The 18870-nt window shown below is 39.3% G+C and carries 17 protein-coding genes and 1 riboswitch; of the genes, 11 read left to right on the top strand and 6 right to left on the bottom strand.

The genetic code is table 11. The features are described from left to right. A partial coding sequence (locus GZ63_RS0103010) for an ATP-binding cassette domain-containing protein (RefSeq protein WP_029266728.1) occupies nt 1-537 on the bottom strand: 537 nt, incomplete at its 3' end. Nucleotides 538-748: 211 nt separating this feature from the next. Here GZ63_RS0103010 and GZ63_RS0103005 point away from each other — a divergent pair. After that, nucleotides 749-1369, top strand: a complete 621-nt coding sequence (locus GZ63_RS0103005; RefSeq protein ID WP_029266726.1) for a hypothetical protein — start codon at nt 749-751, stop codon at nt 1367-1369. Between the two features lie 40 nt (nt 1370-1409). On the opposite strand, the gene GZ63_RS0103000 is transcribed toward GZ63_RS0103005, so the two are convergent. The 4 genes from GZ63_RS0103000 to rarD form a co-directional block, all read right to left on the bottom strand. Beyond that, nucleotides 1410-2039 carry a YpmS family protein gene (locus tag GZ63_RS0103000; protein WP_029266724.1) on the bottom strand — a complete coding sequence of 210 codons (630 nt, stop codon included), beginning with the start codon at nt 2037-2039 and terminating at the stop codon, nt 1410-1412. A 5-nt stretch (nt 2040-2044) separates the two neighbouring features. Further along, nucleotides 2045-2950: an SGNH/GDSL hydrolase family protein gene (locus GZ63_RS0102995; protein WP_029266723.1), complete on the bottom strand. Its 906-nt coding sequence runs from the start codon at nt 2948-2950 to the stop codon at nt 2045-2047. A 237-nt stretch (nt 2951-3187) separates the two neighbouring features. Next, nucleotides 3188-4888 (bottom strand): O-acetylhomoserine aminocarboxypropyltransferase/cysteine synthase family protein, encoded by a 1701-nt coding sequence (locus GZ63_RS0102990; RefSeq protein ID WP_029266721.1) that lies wholly within the window; start codon nt 4886-4888, stop codon nt 3188-3190. Between the two features lie 136 nt (nt 4889-5024). After that, nucleotides 5025-5143, bottom strand: a riboswitch (SAM riboswitch). Nucleotides 5144-5217: 74 nt separating this feature from the next. Beyond that, the gene (gene rarD / locus GZ63_RS0102985) at nt 5218-6126 is read right to left on the bottom strand and encodes an EamA family transporter RarD (protein ID WP_029266719.1); all 909 of its coding nucleotides are present in this window, start codon (nt 6124-6126) and stop codon (nt 5218-5220) included. A gap of 172 nt (nt 6127-6298) precedes the next feature. Here rarD and megL point away from each other — a divergent pair, with 172 nt between their 5' ends. The 3 genes from megL (at nt 6299) to GZ63_RS0102970 (ending at nt 9765) form a co-directional block, all read left to right on the top strand. Further along, entirely contained in the window at nt 6299-7483 is a 1185-nt protein-coding gene (megL, locus tag GZ63_RS0102980; protein ID WP_404814830.1) for a methionine gamma-lyase, read from the top strand. A 279-nt stretch (nt 7484-7762) separates the two neighbouring features. Next, the gene (gene cls / locus GZ63_RS0102975) at nt 7763-9205 is read left to right on the top strand and encodes a cardiolipin synthase (protein ID WP_029266715.1); all 1443 of its coding nucleotides are present in this window, start codon (nt 7763-7765) and stop codon (nt 9203-9205) included. 41 nt (nt 9206-9246) lie between these two features. After that, the gene (locus tag GZ63_RS0102970; RefSeq protein ID WP_029266713.1) at nt 9247-9765 is read left to right on the top strand and encodes an acyl-CoA thioesterase; all 519 of its coding nucleotides are present in this window, start codon (nt 9247-9249) and stop codon (nt 9763-9765) included. A gap of 24 nt (nt 9766-9789) precedes the next feature. On the opposite strand, the gene GZ63_RS0102965 is transcribed toward GZ63_RS0102970, so the two are convergent. After that, on the bottom strand, nt 9790-10692 hold the full coding sequence (locus GZ63_RS0102965) for a LysR family transcriptional regulator (RefSeq protein WP_029266711.1): 903 nt from the start codon (nt 10690-10692) through the stop codon (nt 9790-9792). A 258-nt stretch (nt 10693-10950) separates the two neighbouring features. Here GZ63_RS0102965 and GZ63_RS18790 point away from each other — a divergent pair, with 258 nt between their 5' ends. The 7 genes from GZ63_RS18790 (at nt 10951) to GZ63_RS0102930 (ending at nt 18858) form a co-directional block, all read left to right on the top strand. Beyond that, on the top strand, nt 10951-11061 hold the full coding sequence (locus GZ63_RS18790; protein WP_324234489.1) for a symporter small accessory protein: 111 nt from the start codon (nt 10951-10953) through the stop codon (nt 11059-11061). Further along, nucleotides 11058-12650 (top strand): sodium:solute symporter family protein, encoded by a 1593-nt coding sequence (locus GZ63_RS0102955; RefSeq protein ID WP_029266709.1) that lies wholly within the window; start codon nt 11058-11060, stop codon nt 12648-12650. The genes GZ63_RS18790 and GZ63_RS0102955 overlap by 4 nt, the downstream gene beginning before the upstream one ends. A gap of 124 nt (nt 12651-12774) precedes the next feature. Beyond that, nucleotides 12775-13710, top strand: a complete 936-nt coding sequence (gene hpaI, locus GZ63_RS0102950; protein ID WP_029266707.1) for a 2,4-dihydroxyhept-2-ene-1,7-dioic acid aldolase — start codon at nt 12775-12777, stop codon at nt 13708-13710. Between the two features lie 53 nt (nt 13711-13763). After that, complete coding sequence (hpaE, locus tag GZ63_RS0102945) at nt 13764-15278, top strand: 5-carboxymethyl-2-hydroxymuconate semialdehyde dehydrogenase (protein WP_084178930.1); 1515 nt, start codon at nt 13764-13766, stop codon at nt 15276-15278. A gap of 28 nt (nt 15279-15306) precedes the next feature. After that, on the top strand, nt 15307-16782 hold the full coding sequence (gene hpaB / locus GZ63_RS0102940) for a 4-hydroxyphenylacetate 3-monooxygenase, oxygenase component (RefSeq protein ID WP_029266703.1): 1476 nt from the start codon (nt 15307-15309) through the stop codon (nt 16780-16782). Between the two features lie 13 nt (nt 16783-16795). After that, a complete protein-coding gene (gene hpaD, locus GZ63_RS0102935) occupies nt 16796-17791 on the top strand; it encodes a 3,4-dihydroxyphenylacetate 2,3-dioxygenase (protein WP_029266701.1) in 996 nt (331 codons plus the stop codon). 245 nt (nt 17792-18036) lie between these two features. Further along, on the top strand, nt 18037-18858 hold the full coding sequence (locus GZ63_RS0102930; RefSeq protein WP_051681367.1) for an FAD synthetase family protein: 822 nt from the start codon (nt 18037-18039) through the stop codon (nt 18856-18858). Nucleotides 18859-18870 lie beyond the last annotated feature (12 nt).

The raw sequence follows: 18870 nt of genomic DNA, 5'->3' as shown, positions 1-18870 counted from the left end.
TAGTAATAAAACATCCGGATTACCGAACAGCGCCTGAGCAAGAAGCACTTTCACTTTTTGATCAGCAGAAAGTTCAGCCATCGTTTTTGTATGCAGGGATTCTTCAATACCCAGTCCTTTTAACAGGACGGCTGCATCGGATTCTGCTTCCCACCCATTCATTTCTGCAAATTCTCCTTCTAGCTCAGCAGCACGTATGCCGTCCGCTTCAGAGAAATCAGGTTTCATATAGATGGCGTCTTTTTCTTGTTTAACATTGTACAATTTCTCATGACCCATTAAGACGGTTTCAAGCACGTGATACTCTTCATAAGCAAAGTGATCTTGTTTTAGAACTGCAAGGCGCTGGCCGGAAGCAAGGGAAACATCTCCAGTCTGAGGTTCTATTTCACTAGATAAAATTTTTAAAAAGGTTGATTTCCCGGCACCGTTTGCTCCTATTACGCCATAACAATTTCCAGGTGTGAATTTTAAATTCACATCTTCAAAAAGCTTTTTATCTCCATATCGTAAACTAACATTAGTAACAGTTATCATTCGCAGAAATTCCTCCAAATAAAAGTAATCTTAACGCTAGCTTACGGGATTTGAAGGCTAACGTCAATCAATATATAAATTGAATTTGCAGCATGAAAAAAGGGGATGTTTTTTAAAATAATCGTGTACCAATTCAATCGCAGAACGTATGATAATAATATACGCTCCATAGAATGATAGGGCTTCAAAGACGAAGGCGGAGGGGAAGGTTATGAGAGAAAAGACGATTTATTTTCTCTTTACAGATACAGGCACCTTATTATCGAAATTCATCAATTATTTTACGAAGCAAACACTTAATCATGTTTCGATTGGGTTTGATTCAACATTAAATGAAGTATATAGCTTTGGGAGAAAACGTCCGAGAAATCCGTTTATTGGAGGGTTTGTAAGGGAGGATATTCGTAATGCTCTTTTCAAAGACGCAAACTGTGCGGTGTATGTATATCCAATGACAAAAGGAGAATGGGAGACAGTTGTAAATAATGTTAAAAAGATAGAAGCAGAACAGGAATACTATAAATATAATTTTATGGGTTTACTGGGTATCTTGTTTCAAATTAAAATTAACCGGAAGCGTGCCTTTTTTTGCTCTCAGTTTGCAGCAAAGATGTTAAGCGATATACCATCCGTCCAATTAAATAAATCGCTCTGTTTCATTACTCCTGCCGATATTCGGGCGTTACCGGAAATGCAGTTGGTTTATCAGGGGAAACTTGGGTATTATCAAGCCTCCCAAGAAGTCGCAAACGAACAGGTCATCCTCCATCATCCTGCTTTTAGAAAGCGAATGCTATTTGTAGAAAAGATTAAACAGCTTGTTATTCGATGAGAAGAACGTCTACACGAAGGTAGATCGTTCCTTCTATGTCTTAAAATTCAGGTGGTGGCGGCTCTATTCCAAGTGTTCGATATGGTACTCGGATTTTAAATGCCAAATTATTCGCTTCTAGATCAATATGTTCAATACTTACTTGGAAGTTACTTCTAATATCCATTTCTGTCACTGCCACATAAATTTCTTCCTTTTGCGGATCCACGGATACCCATTTTGGCATTGGTAAATATTTCTTAATATATTCCATGATTTTCTTATTAGGAAGCTCTAATAAGCCAATGGAGATTGACTTTTGTTTCAAAATAACGTCACCGTTTTCTTGAACAAGCGGTTCAAGATGGACGGAGAGGGGGACAGTTGATGAGAAGACAGGTAACTCCCCCATTAAATGAACATCTTCCTCCAAAGATACACTGTATTGATGTTTGGTGTCACTAAGGAATTGATCAATATAGGCATTTACTAATTCATTTAGATTTTCTTTCGTCGTACGAACAACAAATTCAGAACTCTCTTCATCATATGAATCACTGCCCGGAGAGACCTCTGTATCAGCAACAGGCCAGTAAATGAGTGAAATAATGATAAGGACAACAACGATATTGACTGCCAGTAAAGTATAGAACCGTCGTTTCCATTTTTTATTGAGTCTTCTTTTAGACATCGGGCTCACCTTTCCTGTTTGGTTAAGTACATGAGAACACGTTTAGCCATTAATTGATAGCCCCGATTATTCGGATGAAAGTTATCTTCTGCAATCAAGTCTTTGTCTGTTTTATCAAATAAATCGCTTGTAGGGATAAATGCGACATTTTCAAGCTCTTCTGTGATCGCTTCTCCGGTGCCATTCCATTCATCAACAATAATAGCAAGTTCTTTAATGTCTTTAAAGTATTTATCATATGGGTTATAGAATCCAATTAAAAAAATATTTGCATCTGCATTTAAACGTCTTATTTCTGAAAAAATATCTCGCAGCCTAGCTTCATAGTGAACACGCTCTTCTCGAAACTTATTCAATGTTAGATTGGTAATATTATCTTTTAACACCTGCATAATATCGTTTGCTCCAATTGTAATTAAAATAATATCTGCATCTTGGATGGCGGATGAAACTTTTGGATTATCTAGGCGTTTTCGTAATTGAACTGTACGATCACCTCGATGGCCAAAATTATAGAAGTTTGCAACCTGATTATTTTGATTGATTGTATTGTCCAAGATTCCTACATAACCGCCTTGTTTAGTGCTATCTCCCACACCTTGGGTTAAAGAATCTCCAATAGCTACAATATTCATTTCTTTATTTGAAAAATAAGCAACTGTATCTTTAAAGGCTTCAGTGATTGCTCCTTTAAAGTTCTTAGTGGGTGCATTTTCTTCGTTTGTTGGAGTTTCCTGTTTATTATCGTGTATACTCTTTTCCCTTATATGTTCGTTATCTGTATGATTTATATTGGAAAAAGGGTGATTCATGGGGCTGGATTCATTGGTATTCATTTGGCTTATGAAAATAAATACCCCGAATCCTGATAACAATATAAGGATAGTAATGAGGAGGATTTTCGTTTTCATGTCATCACACCTAAAGTTGTTTATATTCTATGTATATAGCCGTAACATGTTGTCTCATGAGTATAGCATATCCTATTTGCTAAAAATCTTACCTTGATAGTTTAAACTTTTATGCTTCAATGTAAACTTCAATTTTCTATTATAAAGACAACTTAGGGTAGAAACCATAACAAGAAGATTACATAATGGAAAGAAGAAATAAAAAACCCGTCTTGCTGCAGACGGGTTTTTCAAAGTTTATATTTTTGCCACGTAATGCTCTCTGTTATTTTCTCGAAGCTGAACTGCTTCTTTGTAAAGATTTTTATTTGTGACTGTAACGATTCCTGACGTGTGTGCTACTTCAAGGGTTTGATCGTCGATATTCGCATGTTCCACCCACAGCACTTTTCCTTGTTTATTCCTTAGTTGTTTAAGGGCTTGAGGTGAAACATCCTTATTTATCCATAGAACATCAACGTCAGGTATATCGTTTAACTGGTCCTGGGAAGTTAATATCACTTCATATCCCAAGGCTTCTAGTTGTTTTGCATGTTCATTTTGTCCGGCAATTGCAATCACTTTTTTCCTGGCAACGCCACTGTTGCGATCAAAAGGGGAGTGCAATAGCCATTCAATCGCATCTTCTTCTGTCGTTTGGATCGTCGGTGTGTCGTTTACCGCTCGTGCGATAGCTTGATCTAGATCAAGCAAAATATCTTTAACGGATTCAATGCCTACAGAAAGTCGGACTAACTCTTCGGTGACGCCACTACGTTTTAAGTCTTCAGCACTTAATTGCTGGTGCGTTGTTGATGCAGGATGAATAATAAGTGATTTCGCATCACCCACATTAGCGACATGTGACCAAAGTGAAACATTGTTAATCAGTTTTCTGCCAGCTTCTCTGCCACCTTTAATACCAAAGGTAATGATGGAACCAAAACCAGAAGCTAAATATTTTTTAGCTAATTGATGGGATGGATGTTCTTTTAATCCAGGGAAGTTAACCCACTCGACTGCACGGTGTTTCTTTAGGAATGCTGCGACTTCTTCAGCGTTTTTATTATGCCGTTCGATGCGTAAGTGCAATGTTTCTAACCCTTGAAGCAAATGAAATGCATTATGCGGACTTAAAGCTGCTCCAATATCACGTAATAGCTGTACGCGAAGCTTTGTAGCAAATGCAGCTATACCAAGATCTGCATATCTGAGACCATTGTAACTTTCATCCGGTTCCGTAAATCCAGGGAATTTTCCATTGTTCCAATTAAATCTTCCGCCATCGATGACAATTCCGCCTATGGTTGTTCCGTGTCCGCCGATCCACTTTGTTGCTGAATGAACAACGATATCTGCTCCCCATTGAAGCGGCTTTGTAAGGTACGGCGTGGCAAATGTGTTATCGATGATCAATGGAACGCCATGTTCATGTGCGATAGCACCAATTGTCTCAACATCAAATATATTAAGACTCGGGTTTGTAATGATTTCGCCAAATACGGCTTTCGTTTTAGAAGTAAAGGCTGCCCTAATAGCTTCTGGATCTGTTCCGTCAACAAACTTTATCTCAATTCCATAACGAGGTAGCGTATGAGCAAATAGATTATAGGTACCTCCATATAAATTACTGTCGGCGATGATTTCGTCACCAGCACCGGCAATATTTAAAATACTAAGTGTAATAGCGGCCATTCCGGAAGATGTCGCTACCGCAGCTGACCCATCTTCCAGTTGAGCCATACGTTGTTCGAAGGCATCTACGGTTGGGTTCATAATTCTAGAATAGATGTTTCCTGGTTCCTGCAATCCGAATAAATTTTGTGCATGTTCGGTATCCCGGAAGACATAAGACGTCGTTTGATAGATGGGCACTGCACGTGATCCTGTTGTTGGATCTGGTTCTTGTCCCGCATGAAGTAAAGCTGTTTCTGGATTAAAAAAATGGAAATTTGACATGAATAATTCCTCCTTAGATAGTTTGAGGTTCATTCCTCTTGCGTCTTTGCTTTTCGTTGGAAGAAATGTCTTGAGAGAGGCGCGTATGTAAAAAGCCCTCTTCGCTAAGAAGAGGGCGTATATATCACCGGACCTCCTCTTATCTTCCAGATCTGCAACGGACCTGTAGGATTTGGCACCGTTAAAAGCAAAAGGATTTGCTTAAAGGTTGCTGGGTTTCGTCGGGCCTATTCCCTCCACCGCTCTTGATAAGAGATAAAAGTATAAACTTTTTTGAATTTAAAGAGTATTATAAGCGTAAGAATGGACTTTGTCAACTGGTGAAAAAATTAAGGTTGTGTACGTCGCTGAAAAGAGCTTCTTTGAATCGCTGAACCCATATAAATAAGCAGAGCAATCCAAATCATTCCGAAAGATATAAAATGTGCAAATGAAAATGTTTCTTTAAAGTGAAATACCCCAAGCAGTAACATAATGGTTGGCGCAATGTACTGCAGGAACCCGAGCATTGCTAAAGGGATATGTTTTACGCCGCTGGCAAATAACAGGAGTGGCACCGCTGTTGCAATTCCGGCTCCAATTAGTAAAAGGCCGTCAAATGTAAAAAAACTGCTTGGCGAAATGGTGCTTGAAGGCATTGTTAATAAATAAATAACGGCAACTGGTGTTACGATCATTGTTTCAATCGTTAGTCCAAACATCGCACTGATATCCACTGTTTTCTTTAATAAACCATAAGCTCCAAAGCTAAGTGCAAGTAGCACTGAAACCCAGGGGAAAATTCCAAAATGAAATGTAAGATAGAACACGCCTGCTGCCGCAATGATAAAGGAAATCCATTGTCTTTTCGTTAATGTTTCTTGAAGGACAATCATTCCAAGCAAGATACTGATAAGTGGGTTAATATAATAGCCAAGACTTGCCTGAACGACGTAGCCGCTGTTAACAGCCCAAATATAAGTAAGCCAATTTAAACTGATCACAACCGAAGCTAATGTAATGCTGAATAACTGTTTTTTATGATTCCATATTCTCCGGCATTCTTGGACAAAAGGGGTCCATTTTCTAAGTGAAATGACAATGCCCATCATAAAAATAAAGGACCATAAAATACGGTGAGCCAATATTTCATCAGCAGAAATATGATCAACAAGCTTCCAATAAATTGGTAAAAAACCCCATAGTACATAGGCCAGTACGGTGTAAAAGATGCCAAGTTTTGCTTCGTTTTTTTTCATGGTAGCCTCTCCCCTGAAAATATCTAAATAAATTAATTTTAGATTCAGTTATAAAAGATTGCAAATATCATGACTTGATTGAAAATAAAAACATTACTGTCAAATGCAGGGTAGATATATTATAATAAGAGTTGCACTGCTTGAGAAAATAATCATTAAGGAGGAGATGTCTTTGCATCGGGGAAAGAAATACTTTGAAACATCTGTCATCCATGATGGCTATGATACGAAAGATATGTTAGGAAGTTTAACGCCACCGATTTTTCAAACATCTACATATACATTTAAAACTGCAGAGCAAGGAGAAGCGCGTTTTGCAGGGGAAGAAGAAGGTTATGTCTATTCTCGGTTAGGGAATCCGACTGTATCAGCGCTACAAAAGCGGATTGCGGCGCTGGAGAATGGAGAACGCGGGCTTGCTTTTGGTTCTGGAATGGCGGCTATTTCCGCTGTGCTAATCGCATTAACGAAAGCGAATGATCATATTTTATGTTCATCAGGTCTATATGGATGTACATTTGGATTATTAACAATGATGAAAGAAAAGTATAATATTACACATGATTTTTCGGAGATGGCAACGAAAGAAGAGATCAAGTCTCTCATTAAACCGGAAACAGCCTGTATTTACGTAGAAACACCCATCAATCCAACAATGAAACTGATCGATTTACAAATGGTTGCTGAAGTTGCAAAAGCGTTTGATATTCCTGTTGTCGTGGACAATACATTCTCCTCTCCTTATTTACAGCGACCGCTTGAACTAGGTTGTGATGTTGTTGTTCATAGTGCGACAAAATATATAGGCGGTCATGGTGATGTGGTTGCAGGTTTAGTCGTCGGTAAAAAGACATTTTTAGATTCCGTTGCGATGACAACCCAAAAAGATGTAGGCGGCATTATTTCTCCGTTTGATGCATGGCTGTTGATTCGGGGGATGAAAACACTGCCAATACGGATGGACCGACACTGTGATAATGCTGAAAAAATAGTAGAAAAACTAAAGGCACATCCGAAGGTAGCCAATGTATACTATCCGAATGATGAAAACAATCCTGATTATCCAATTAGAAAAAAACAAATGAAACGTGGAAGTGGCGTTATTTCATTTGAGATTCAGGGGGAGAAGGAGGATGCACAAAAGCTGTTAAACCAATTGAACTTCCTGAAAATTGCTGTTAGTCTTGGTGATGCTGAAACATTAATACAGCATCCAGCAACGATGACACATGCCGTTGTACCTGAGGTATCACGCCTCGAAATGGGAATTTCAGATCGGCTCATCCGTCTTTCAGTGGGCTTAGAAGCTTGGCAAGACATATGGGCTGATTTAGAACAGGCATTAAATAACTTATAATCGCATCTGTAACTTAAAATACGATAACGTAACTACTACCCCCATTCGCATTGTACATATTTTACTTACCGAAAATGTGGAATGGGGTTCTTGCTGTTTGATAAACAAGGATAGAATGGATCTAGAACGCTTATGTTACATGATAAATGGTTATGTATTTTTTATATGTTTTTCACATGCAAGAATGGGTATGTTAAACGTATAAAGGAAATTTATGCTATATTATTGTTAATATAAGTATCCATGGCGTGTGGAAGGAGAGTGATGTTTGTGCAAATGGTGGAAGTAACACCTTATTTTATTGGATTTATTATGTTTATGAATTTTATTTTGGCGTTTACCGTTATTTTTTTAGAGAGAAAAGATGCTACTTCTACATGGGCATGGTTAATGGTCCTTTTTTTTATTCCGATTGCGGGCTTTGTGCTGTATTTGATTTTTGGAAAGACAATAAGTAAACGACGCATCTTTACGTGGGATACGAAAAGTAAATTAGGAGTAAAAAAGGCAGTACATGCCCAAATGCGTGCCATTGAAGAAGGTCATTTCAACTTTAAGCACCAGCATTTAATGAAGTACAAAGATTTATTTTATATGCATTTAAGAAATAATGATGCGATTTTCACACAAGATAATAATGTGCAGGTATATACGGATGGCGAGGCAAAATTTAATGATTTAATACAGGATTTAGAAAAAGCTACTGATCATATTCATCTGCTATATTATATCATCCGGCATGATGAACTTGGAAAACGGATTGCTGATGTCCTAGTCAAAAAGGCAAACGAGGGTGTTGAAGTTCGGCTCCTCTATGACGACATGGGGTCTCGTTTATTAAGCCGAAAATATATTCGACGTCTCAGACATGCGGGTGTTCACGTGGATGCATTTTTTCCGCCGAAAATACCGAAAATAAACTTAAAAATAAACTTCCGGAATCATCGTAAATTAGCTATTATTGATGGGAAAATAGGGTATATAGGCGGTTTTAATATTGGAGATGAGTATCTTGGTAAGAAGAAAAAATTTGGATACTGGCGAGATACCCACCTACGGATAGACGGTGATGCAGTTCGAAATATGCAAACACGGTTTATTTTAGATTGGAACCAAGCATCACGCAACGATATTTTGTATGAAGATCGCTATTATTCAGCTATACCTGCTGGTAACACCGGCGTCCAGATTGTATCAAGCGGGCCAGATTCGGACTGGGAGCAAATTAAATATGGGTATATTAAAATGATTTTATCCGCAAAGAAATACATCTATATTCAAACGCCCTACTTTATTCCAGATGAAAGCTTAAGGGACGCTCTAAGAATCGCAGTACTTTCAGGCATTGAGGTAAAATTGATGATACCAAACAAACCAGATCATCCATTTGTTTACTGGGCAACATTATCTTATATAGGCGATTTATTAAATGCAGGAGCACAAGTGTATATTTATCAAAACGGATTTTTGCACGCGAAAACAATCGTTGTTGACGGGGAGATAGCTTCAGTAGGAACGGCTAATATTGATGTACGAAGTTTCCGGTTGAACTTTGAAGTGAATGCCTTTTTGTATGATGAACAAACAGCACAGAATTTAGTGGATGCCTTTCAACATGATATTGCCTTATCCACGCAGATGACGAAAAAACTATATGAACAGCGCTCCCTGGGAGTCCGCTTTAAGGAATCTGTCTCCCGCCTGTTGTCACCAATTTTGTAATACACATCATCTGCCAATAAAGCTAACGGAGGGATGTAAGGATGGAAGCAAAAAAGTGTATTGATTCATTAACTGTTAAAACGTCTCATGTTCTCCCGCCTGATACGAATGCGCATCACACATTATTTGGCGGAAAATTGATGGCTCATATTGATGATGTTGCAGCCATTGCCGCAGTACGCCATGCCAGGCAAGTAGTAGTTACAGCATCTACAGATTCTGTTGATTTTTTAGCTCCAGTGAAAGAAGGGGACTCGATTTGCGTTGAGGCATTTGTAACGTGGACACATCATACATCGATGGAAGTGTTTGTGAAAGCTGTAACTGAAGACTTAATAACAGGTGAACGAAAAGTGTGTGCCACTGCATTTTTAACATTTGTTGCCTTGGATGAGCAGGGGAAACCTACAGTCGTTCCTCCTATTCTTCCTGAAACAGAGCAACAAAAGTATTTGCATGAAGGTGCATCAACCCGTGCCAAACGGAGAAATGAAAGAAAAGAACAATCCAAGGAAATGGCAGCCTTGTTTGGCAGTGACTATCCTTGGAATGTCAAATAAGCAATCATGGACGAATGGGTTTTTTCAGTGAAGCTGCAACGTATGTTCTTTTGATTGGAACAATTCGATAAAACGAGTGGCACTCTTTGAAAGATATCGATCTTTTGCCCAGATGACAGCTGACCTTGAAATAAGCTCTGCTTCTTTAATCTGCATTACCTTCGCTTCTTGCAAATGTAATCTGGAAAGAGCGGATTCCGGAATAACAGTTGCCCCGATTCCTTCATTCACGAGTTCCAGTAACATATCGGCATCGGGGCATTCACATACCACGTTTGGGGTTAAGCCGTACTTTTCAAATTTATTGATTACTATTTCATATTGTCCAACACCGCTGATTCGGTGTAACAGTAATAATGGTATATCAGCTAAATCCGTAATGGAGATGCTTTTACCTGAAGTACCATTTCCCCACTGCTTTGGAAGAACGGCAACATACTCTTCATCCGGAAGCAAAAAGTGGGAGAACGCTTTCATTTCCAGCGGCAACCTTACAATTGCCAAGTCAATATGCCGGTCGTTTAATAATTCAGCAAGGCGGTAGGAATCTCCTTCTCTTAACTCAAAAGTAACTTTTGGGTATTTTTTTAAGAAAAGATGCATTCGACGAGGGATGTAAGAAAAACAGGATTTTACACAACCGATGGACAGTTTCCCCCTTAATCCTTCCCCGGTTTCTTTTACCTCTGTTATTGTCTCATCAAAGTGTTGGAAAATGCCTTCTGTTTTTTTATACAATACCATGCCTGCCTCTGTCAGCTCCATTTTTCTTCCATTACGCTCCAACAAGGTAACTCCCAGTTCAGATTCGAGCGCTTTCAATGATTGGCTTAATGGAGGCTGAGCCATATGAAGTCTTTTGGCAGCACGTGTTATTTGCCCTTCATTAGCGATCGTATAGAAATAACGTAATTGTCGAATATCCATCTTTGTTTCTCCTTCTATACTTTTATTATATACTTATCAAACAAAATAAATATTTCATAAATGATATAACATTGTGATAAAATTTTCAATAGGGAAAATTCCAATAATTCGTTAAAGTATACAAAAGATAGATCAACTTTTGTTTAAAAAAGCATAAGTGTAAGCGCTTCCTGTATATTATGACGTTTATTATTGGAATTGTCAAAAACCAAGACATACTTAGCTAGTCAATACAAGGAGGTAATTTTCGTGCTAGGGATGGAGGATTATGTTGTTGCACTGGCTTGGCTTGCAACTGTTCTATCTGCAGTTGGCTGTGTCCTGTATGGAATTTTTACTTGGAATAAGGGAGGAAGTGATTCTGAATGAATCTGTCAGTATTAATACCGATTCTCGCTGGATATATTCTTATTCTGTCAGGGCTAGCCTATTATGGATATAAAAAAACGAGGACAGAAGCGGATTATTTAATTGCAGGGGGGAATGTGAATCCGATTGTAATGGCGCTATCCTACGGAGCGACGTTTATTAGTTCTTCATCACTGATCGGTTTTGGTGGGGTTTCAGCGATGAATGGTTTTGGTTTATTATGGCTAGCTTTTTTAAACATTGCTTTAGGGATATTTGTTGCTTTTGCTGTATTTGGGAAAAGGATTCGGAAGCTTTCTGTGAAGCTAAATGTTTTCACCCTTCCATCTTTGCTAGGTGCAAGATATGAATCAAAATTTATTACAGTGTTTTCAGGAATCATGATTTTTGTGTTTATGCCTGCATATACAAGTATTGTCCTTGTAGGCGGGGGGAGATTTCTACAAGAAACATTGGGTTTTAATTATAATATGAGTTTATTTATTTTGGCGATATTTGTTGGTTTCTATGTCATCAGCGGTGGGTTAAAGGCTGTTATGTATTCAGATGCTTTTGCGGCCTTGGTAATGCTCTCGATGATGATTTTATTTTTAGTTGTGACATATCAAGCGGTAGGTGGTATTACAGCGGGACATACTGCACTAAGTAATATGAAAGATCTAGTCCCTGAAGATTTAGTTGAACAAGGGCATCGTGGCTGGACTTCCATGCCAGCGCTAGGTTCTCCTATGTGGTGGACACTTGTAAGTACCCTGATTATGGGGGTAGGTATCGGTGTATTAGCACAACCGCAATTAGCGATGCGTTCGATGACTGTTAAAAGCGCTAAGGATTTAAATCGATCTGTTTTGGTTGGCGGTATCTTTATTTTCTTTATGACAGGTGCCATCTACATGATTGGACCACTTAGTAATATTATTTTTCAAGATACGCGTGGTGAACTGGCTTTAACTGTCGCTGGCGGCAATGTTGACTTGGTTGTTCCAATCTTGATCAATGAAATGATGCCTGATTGGTTTGTTTATTTATTTACATTAACTGCGTTATCAGCTGTTATCTCTACCATCAGTTCTTTAATGCATGTGCAGGCTACATCTTTTAGTGAAGATATATTTAAAACGTTGGGAATTACTTCCGTTTTTGGAGGGAAGATTAGTTTAGTGCGTTTTGGCGTTATTATTGGTGTAGTGGCTGCAGTTATTCTAGCGTATATTCTCCCAGGTGGAGTAATTGCTCAAGCAACTTCATTTTGGTTTGGTATTTGCGCTGCCGGTTTTCTGCCAGTTTTAATTGGAGCACTTTTTTGGGAGAAAGGCTCACGTGCAGGCGCTAATGCTAGTGTAGTTACAGGTTTTGCAGTTAGCATTATCGGGTTTCTCTTTTTCCATGAAAAAGAATCTGCAGCATTTGGGATTTCCGAGGCCTTATTTGGGAAAGGAGCATTACTTGGATACCCAGTGACACATATTGATCCGATTATGTATGCGTTGCCGCTTTCAGCAATTGTATTTGTTGTCATTAGCTTATGGACCTATAAAAAGCAAGGTCATTCGGTCAAAGCTGCAAATCAGCAAGAAATAGCTAAATAAAAAAGTATATTTATTTTATATACTTTTATAATAAAATAGATATTTTTAATATAATTTAAATCATGCTATGATTTGAACTATAAGAATAATTCAAAAAATTAATTCGGAGGAGTGTTGACAAATTATGTCGAAAATTGAAGAAGTAAAACAAAAGTTACGAGGGGCATCGATTGCACCGGTCATTACACCATTTAAAGAAGATGAATCGATTGATTTTGATAAATTCACGGAACTCATCGATTGGCAGATTAAAAGTGGAAGTCACGCCATTTCCGTAACAGGTACAAGTGGAGAGCCAAGTTCTTTAAGTGTGGAAGAACGCGTGCAGGTAATGGAAGCGGCGTATAAGGCAATTGACGGCCGAGTACCATTTGTTCCAGGAACAGGTTCTACCAATCATCAAGAAACAATGTACTTAACGAAAAAAGCTATTGAAATTGGCGCAGATGCGGCACTTGTCATCGTTCCTTATTACAATAAACCAAACCAAGCTGCATTGTATAAACATTATAAAACGGTAGCAGATGCAAATGATATTCCGATTATTGTTTATAACATTCCAGGAAGAACTGCAAGAAACCTAGAAGTGGAAACGCTTGCGAAGTTGAATCAAGATTGTCCAAACATCATTGGAGTGAAAGAATCCAATAAAGACTTCGAACATGTGAACCGCGTTCTATTAAATTGCGGCCGCGATTTCCTATTATATTCAGGTATCGAACTACTATGCTACCCGATGCTTGCAATTGGAGGGGCAGGATCCATCAGTGCAACATCAAACGTAGCACCGGCAAAAGTAGCAGAAATGCATGATGCATGGAATGAAGGCGATCTCAAACGTGCACAGGATTTACACTATGAATTAATGCCACTGAATGATGTTCTATTTAAAGATACAAACCCTGCACCAGCGAAAGCAGCACTTGGAATTCTTGGTAAAATCAATCCAACACTTCGTATGCCAATGGATGTTCCAACAAAAGAATTGCAGGATGAGATCCGTGAAGTTCTTAAAGGTTATTATGCCGAAGATGAAATAAAAGACGCTGTTAAGAACTAATACGAACGAAATCACTATCAGACTCAAGTAGAATGTTAAAGGAGTGTTCATAAGTGAGTCAAAAATTAGAAGAAAAACAACAAGCGATTATTGATAAAGAAGTCAAAGACATTCAATTATATATTAACGGTGAATTTGTAGATGCAGCATCAGGTAAAACATTTGATAATTTGAATCCGTTTACAAATGAAGTGATTAACCAAGTAGCAGAAGGGGATAAGGCAGATATAGATAAAGCAGTTGAAGCTGCAGACAAAGCTTTCAAAGGCCCTTGGGGAAAGATGAAGCAAGCAGAGCGTCTCAGCTATATTCGCAAAATTGCGGACGTGATTGATAAGCATATTGATGAGATTGCTCCGCTCGAATCGTATGATACGGGTCTTCCGATTAGCCAAACGAAAAAAATGGTTTCCCGTGCAGCAAATAACTTCCGTTTCTATGCAGAGATGGTTGCGTCTCGGATGGTTGGCGAGGCTTATCAAGTAGATGATCAATTTATTAACTATACCATTCATAAGCCACTAGGTGTTGCAGGTCTGATTACACCTTGGAACGCACCATTTATGCTAGAGACATGGAAAATTGCGCCGGCTCTTGCGACAGGAAATACAGTCGTTCTAAAGCCAGCTGAATGGTCTCCAGTTACAGCAAATCGACTCGCAGAGATTATTGACGAAGCGGGTCTTCCAGAAGGAGTATTTAATGTTGTTCATGGCTACGGTGAAACAGCAGGTGCTTCTCTTGTCGCACATCCTGACGTAAAGCTGATTTCATTTACTGGTGAAACAACAACTGGATCTGAAATCACGAAAAACGGTGCAGATACTTTAAAGCGTACGTCCATGGAACTGGGTGGAAAATCACCAATCATTGTATTTGATGATGCCGATTTCGATCGTGCTTTAGATGCTTGTACATGGGGGATTTTCTCCTTTAACGGGGAGCGTTGCACAGCGAACTCTCGCTTATTCTTGCACGAAAATATTTACGATCAATTTGTCGATGCATTGAAAGAACGCGTTCAAAATATTGTTGTTGGCGATCCAATGGATGAAGCAACCCAAGTTGGCCCACTGATTCATACAAAACATTTTAATAATGTGAAACGCTACTTGGAAATTGCCAAAGAAGAAGGTGCAGAAGTTATTAGTGGAAATGTTGCAGAAGAGCATAAACGCGGTAATTTTATCCCGCCAACACTACTTCTAAACGTAACGAATGATAAAACAGTTGCACAACAAGAAATTTTTGGTCCGGTACTTTCTGTGATGACCTTTAAGGAAGAAGAGGAAGTCATTGATCTGGCCAATGATATTGACTACGGACTTGCGGGATTTGTCTGGACGAAGGACATCCAGCGCGCGCACCGCATCGCACAAGCAGTTGACTCCGGCATGTTCTGGATCAATGCGCAAAACGTTCGCGACTTGCGTATTCCATTTGGCGGATCGAAAGCAAGTGGTATTGGAAGAGAAGGCGGACACTATGCATTTGACTTCTATACAGAAACCCAAGTCATCCACGTGGCATTGCAGGATCATCATATACCACAGTTTGGAAAGAAATAAATTTTTACAACTTTGAGGAGGAACAAATATGGGAGCGAAAACAGGGCAGCAATATATTGACCGTTTGAAAAAAGCGAATAATAACGTCTATATACACGGAGAACGTGTGGATGATGTTACAGAACACCCGGCATTTAAAGGGGCCATTCAGTCAATGGCGAATCTGTATGATCTACAGCATGAGAAGCCGGAGAAGATGCTTTACACCTCTCCGATAACAGGAGATAAAGTAGGTAAATCATTTATGGCACCGAAAACCATTGATGATTTAATTGAAAGACGCGAAGCAATTATGGAATGGCAGCATTTCACCGGCGGATTAATGGGACGTTCACCTGATTATTTAAACGCAGATGTGATGGCAATGGGGACTGCAAGTGAGTTTTTTGCAGAAGGTGACCCAATGTTTGCTGAAAATGCAAGGAAATATTATGAATATGCACGTGAAAATGATTTAAGTTTAACGCATACGTTGATTCACCCACAAGTGAACCGTGCGAAAATCCAAGCAGAACAAAAGGATGCGAACATGGCACTTCATCTTGTGAAGAAAACAGACGAAGGTATCATCGTTGATGGTATTCGCTTACTTGCAACACAAGGCGGCATTACAGATGAGATTCTCGTATTCCCATCAACCGTTGTAAAAGCAGATGTGAAAGATGATCCATACTCTCTTGCATTTGCACTGCCTAATAACACGCCAGGTTTGAAGTATCTATCTCGTGAAGCGTTTGTTCATAGTGAAAATAAATTTGACCATCCACTAAGTGCAAATTTTGAAGAAGGAGATACGATTGTCTCCTTTGATAATGTGCTTGTACCTTGGGATCGCGTATTTGTATGTGAAAACTCCTCGATTTGTAACCGTGCATTTGGTGAAACAAATGCGGTAGCTCATATGGCACATCAAGTGATCGCAAAAAACGTTGCAAAAACAGAATTTGTATTAGGTGTTGTCTTAACATTAATGGATTCAATTGGTATCGATGGTTTCCAGCATGTGAAAGACAAAGGAACTGAAATTATGTTAGCGCTTGAAACAATGAAGTCGCATATGTATCGAGCAGAGCATAACGCAAAATTAGATAAATGGGGAATGATGACACCAGATTTTAATGCACTTGATGCTGCAAGAAATTGGTATCCGCGCACGTACCCTCGTTTAGCAGAAATTGTACGTATTCTTGGAGCTTCCGGATTGATGGGAATTCCAACACATGCTGATTTCAATCATGAAGAAATTGGACCGATTTTGCATCGAGCAATGCAAGGTAAAAATGTGGAAGGTTATGAGCGTGTTCAAATATTCCGCTTAGCTTGGGATTTAACAATGAGTGCATTTGGAAATCGTCAAACACATTATGAGTACTACTTCTTCGGTGACCCAATTAAAATGGGAATGGCTTATTTTGATAAATATGATAAAGAGCCATACAAAGAAATGGTGCGCGATTTCTTAAAACGCCAAAATGTATCTAAACCAGGTCTGATAAAAGCTTAAGGGGGGAAATTCAATGGAAAGAGGCTTTAATATTATTCGTACTGCAAGAGCGATTGTTCGTGTGACTGACTTAGAAGCATCCAGAGATTTTTATGTGCATGCTTTAGGATTTATTGAAACAGAAGCAGATGACAACCATATTTATCTAAGAGGATTAGAAGATCAAGGTCATCATTGCTATGTTTTGAAAAAGGCAGACAAACCGGGTGTTGAAGTAATCAGTTATAAAGTTTCATGTGAAGAAGATCTGGATAAATTGGAAACGTTTTTTGCAGGTAAAGGGCTACCAACGAAATGGGTGGAGGCAGGAAGTCAGCGCGCTATCGGACGTGCGCTTCGCGTGAAGGATATCTCCGGTATCCCAGTTGAGTTCTTCTGCAAAATGGATCGGGTAGAACGTCTTCTACAACGTTTTGATCTCTATAAAGGCGCACGTATGCAGCGCATTGATCATTTCAACTGTATGGTGCCTGACGTTCAGAAAGCCTATGACTTTTATATCGATAAGCTAGGATTCAGATGCTCTGAATATACAACAACAGCTAAAATGGATGAGCGAATTTGGGCAGCTTGGCTGCACCGCAAACCAGCTGTGCACGATGTCGCATATATGAATGGAAAAGGGCCACGCCTGCATCATACAGGATTTTGGCTAAGTGACCCAATGAGTGTTATTGATACATGTGATGTACTCGCATCGATGGGTTATGCAAAAAATATTGAAAGAGGACCAGGCCGTCACGGTTTATCCAATGCATTTTTCTTGTATTTACGCGATCCAGATGGGCACCGAGTTGAGCTTTATACTGGGGATTATTTCACAGGCGATCCTGACTTTGAACCAGTCCGCTGGGATCTAGATGACCCGCAACGTGCCACGTTCTGGGGCCACGAAGCACCTGACAGCTGGTTTGAAGAAGCAATGGAATTCCTTGATGTGACATCAGGAGAGAAAGTAACAACCGAAGAAGCAAAACTAGAAAAAAGAAAACCAGACTTTGTCATGTAGAATCAAAAGCGCATGGCCATCCGAGTAGCGACGTATGGGGTGGACTGAGCCGCAGGAGATAAAGGAAACACGGTGAGCGGGAGCGAACCGATGTTGACCTTATCGTACGGAGGAGAAGGAAGCCTCACTAGTCGCTGGTGGCCATGCGCTAGACGAATCAAAAGCGCATGGCCACCCGAGTAGCGACGTATGGGGTGCGCCTATGCCAAAGCATAATTAAAACAGCGAAGTGGGAGGAAGAGCGAATGGAAGTAATTCATATCACACAGGCAAGCGAGCAATTCAATAAAGAAGCCCATGTGATGGCAATCGGTTTTTTCGATGGTGTTCATTTAGGACATCAGGAATTATTGAATCATGCAAAGTCGCTTGCTGAAAAAAATAATGTTCTATTTACAGCGCTGACGTTCAGTCCACATCCGGATGAAGTAATTAAAGGAGATAAAAACCGAAAATATATTACACCACTGCCTCAAAAGATAGAGAAGATGAGGGCGCTAGGAGTAGATAAGTTATTTGTCATGACGTTTGATAAAGCTTTTGCATCCCTTCCACCAGCTGACTTTATAAACGATTATATTATTAATACACATACAAAACATGTCGTTGTTGGTTTTGACTTTACGTTTGGCTTTAAGGCCGAGGGAGATACACTGCTTCTTCGCAAACAGTCAAAAAAGCAATCGTTTGGATTATCCGTTATACCGAAAAAAACCTACCGGAACGAAAAGATAAGTTCGACCCTATTAAGAAGATTAATAGGAGACGGGGAAGTTGATAGGATTCCTTTCTATTTAGGTGCAAATTATCAAGTAAAAGTAGAGACAGGAAAAAAACATCAAACTGGAAGTCAAAACGTACGCACACTTGGAAGTTACATTTTACCAAAAGCAGGTATCTATTTTGTCAAAATATCGGACGGAAGAAGAACTGTTCAAGGGGAGTTTCACCGATACGCAGAAAAGGATAATGAAATCGTTGCTCCGGGATTACAAGCGTTACATGGTGAGGAATTGTCGATTTTATTTCTCAGTAAAGTGTCAGCGGCAAGTGTGGTTTCTGTTTAAATTAAAATAAGG

Source organism: Virgibacillus alimentarius, assembly GCF_000709085.1.
GTDB lineage: Bacteria > Bacillota > Bacilli > Bacillales > Amphibacillaceae > Virgibacillus_B > Virgibacillus_B alimentarius.
This window is presented reverse-complemented; position numbering and strand designations above follow the sequence as displayed.

Coding starts and splice junctions, on each gene's coding strand:
- GZ63_RS0103005 (WP_029266726.1), top strand. CDS start 749: ATGAGAGAAAAGACGATTTATTTTCTCTTTACAGATACAGGCACCTTA.
- GZ63_RS0103000 (WP_029266724.1), bottom strand. CDS start 2,039: ATGTCTAAAAGAAGACTCAATAAAAAATGGAAACGACGGTTCTATACT.
- GZ63_RS0102995 (WP_029266723.1), bottom strand. CDS start 2,950: ATGAAAACGAAAATCCTCCTCATTACTATCCTTATATTGTTATCAGGA.
- GZ63_RS0102990 (WP_029266721.1), bottom strand. CDS start 4,888: ATGTCAAATTTCCATTTTTTTAATCCAGAAACAGCTTTACTTCATGCG.
- rarD (WP_029266719.1), bottom strand. CDS start 6,126: ATGAAAAAAAACGAAGCAAAACTTGGCATCTTTTACACCGTACTGGCC.
- GZ63_RS0102970 (WP_029266713.1), top strand. CDS start 9,247: ATGGAAGCAAAAAAGTGTATTGATTCATTAACTGTTAAAACGTCTCAT.
- GZ63_RS0102965 (WP_029266711.1), bottom strand. CDS start 10,692: ATGGATATTCGACAATTACGTTATTTCTATACGATCGCTAATGAAGGG.
- GZ63_RS18790 (WP_324234489.1), top strand. CDS start 10,951: ATGGAGGATTATGTTGTTGCACTGGCTTGGCTTGCAACTGTTCTATCT.
- GZ63_RS0102955 (WP_029266709.1), top strand. CDS start 11,058: ATGAATCTGTCAGTATTAATACCGATTCTCGCTGGATATATTCTTATT.
- hpaI (WP_029266707.1), top strand. CDS start 12,775: ATGTCGAAAATTGAAGAAGTAAAACAAAAGTTACGAGGGGCATCGATT.
- hpaB (WP_029266703.1), top strand. CDS start 15,307: ATGGGAGCGAAAACAGGGCAGCAATATATTGACCGTTTGAAAAAAGCG.
- hpaD (WP_029266701.1), top strand. CDS start 16,796: ATGGAAAGAGGCTTTAATATTATTCGTACTGCAAGAGCGATTGTTCGT.
- GZ63_RS0102930 (WP_051681367.1), top strand. CDS start 18,037: ATGGAAGTAATTCATATCACACAGGCAAGCGAGCAATTCAATAAAGAA.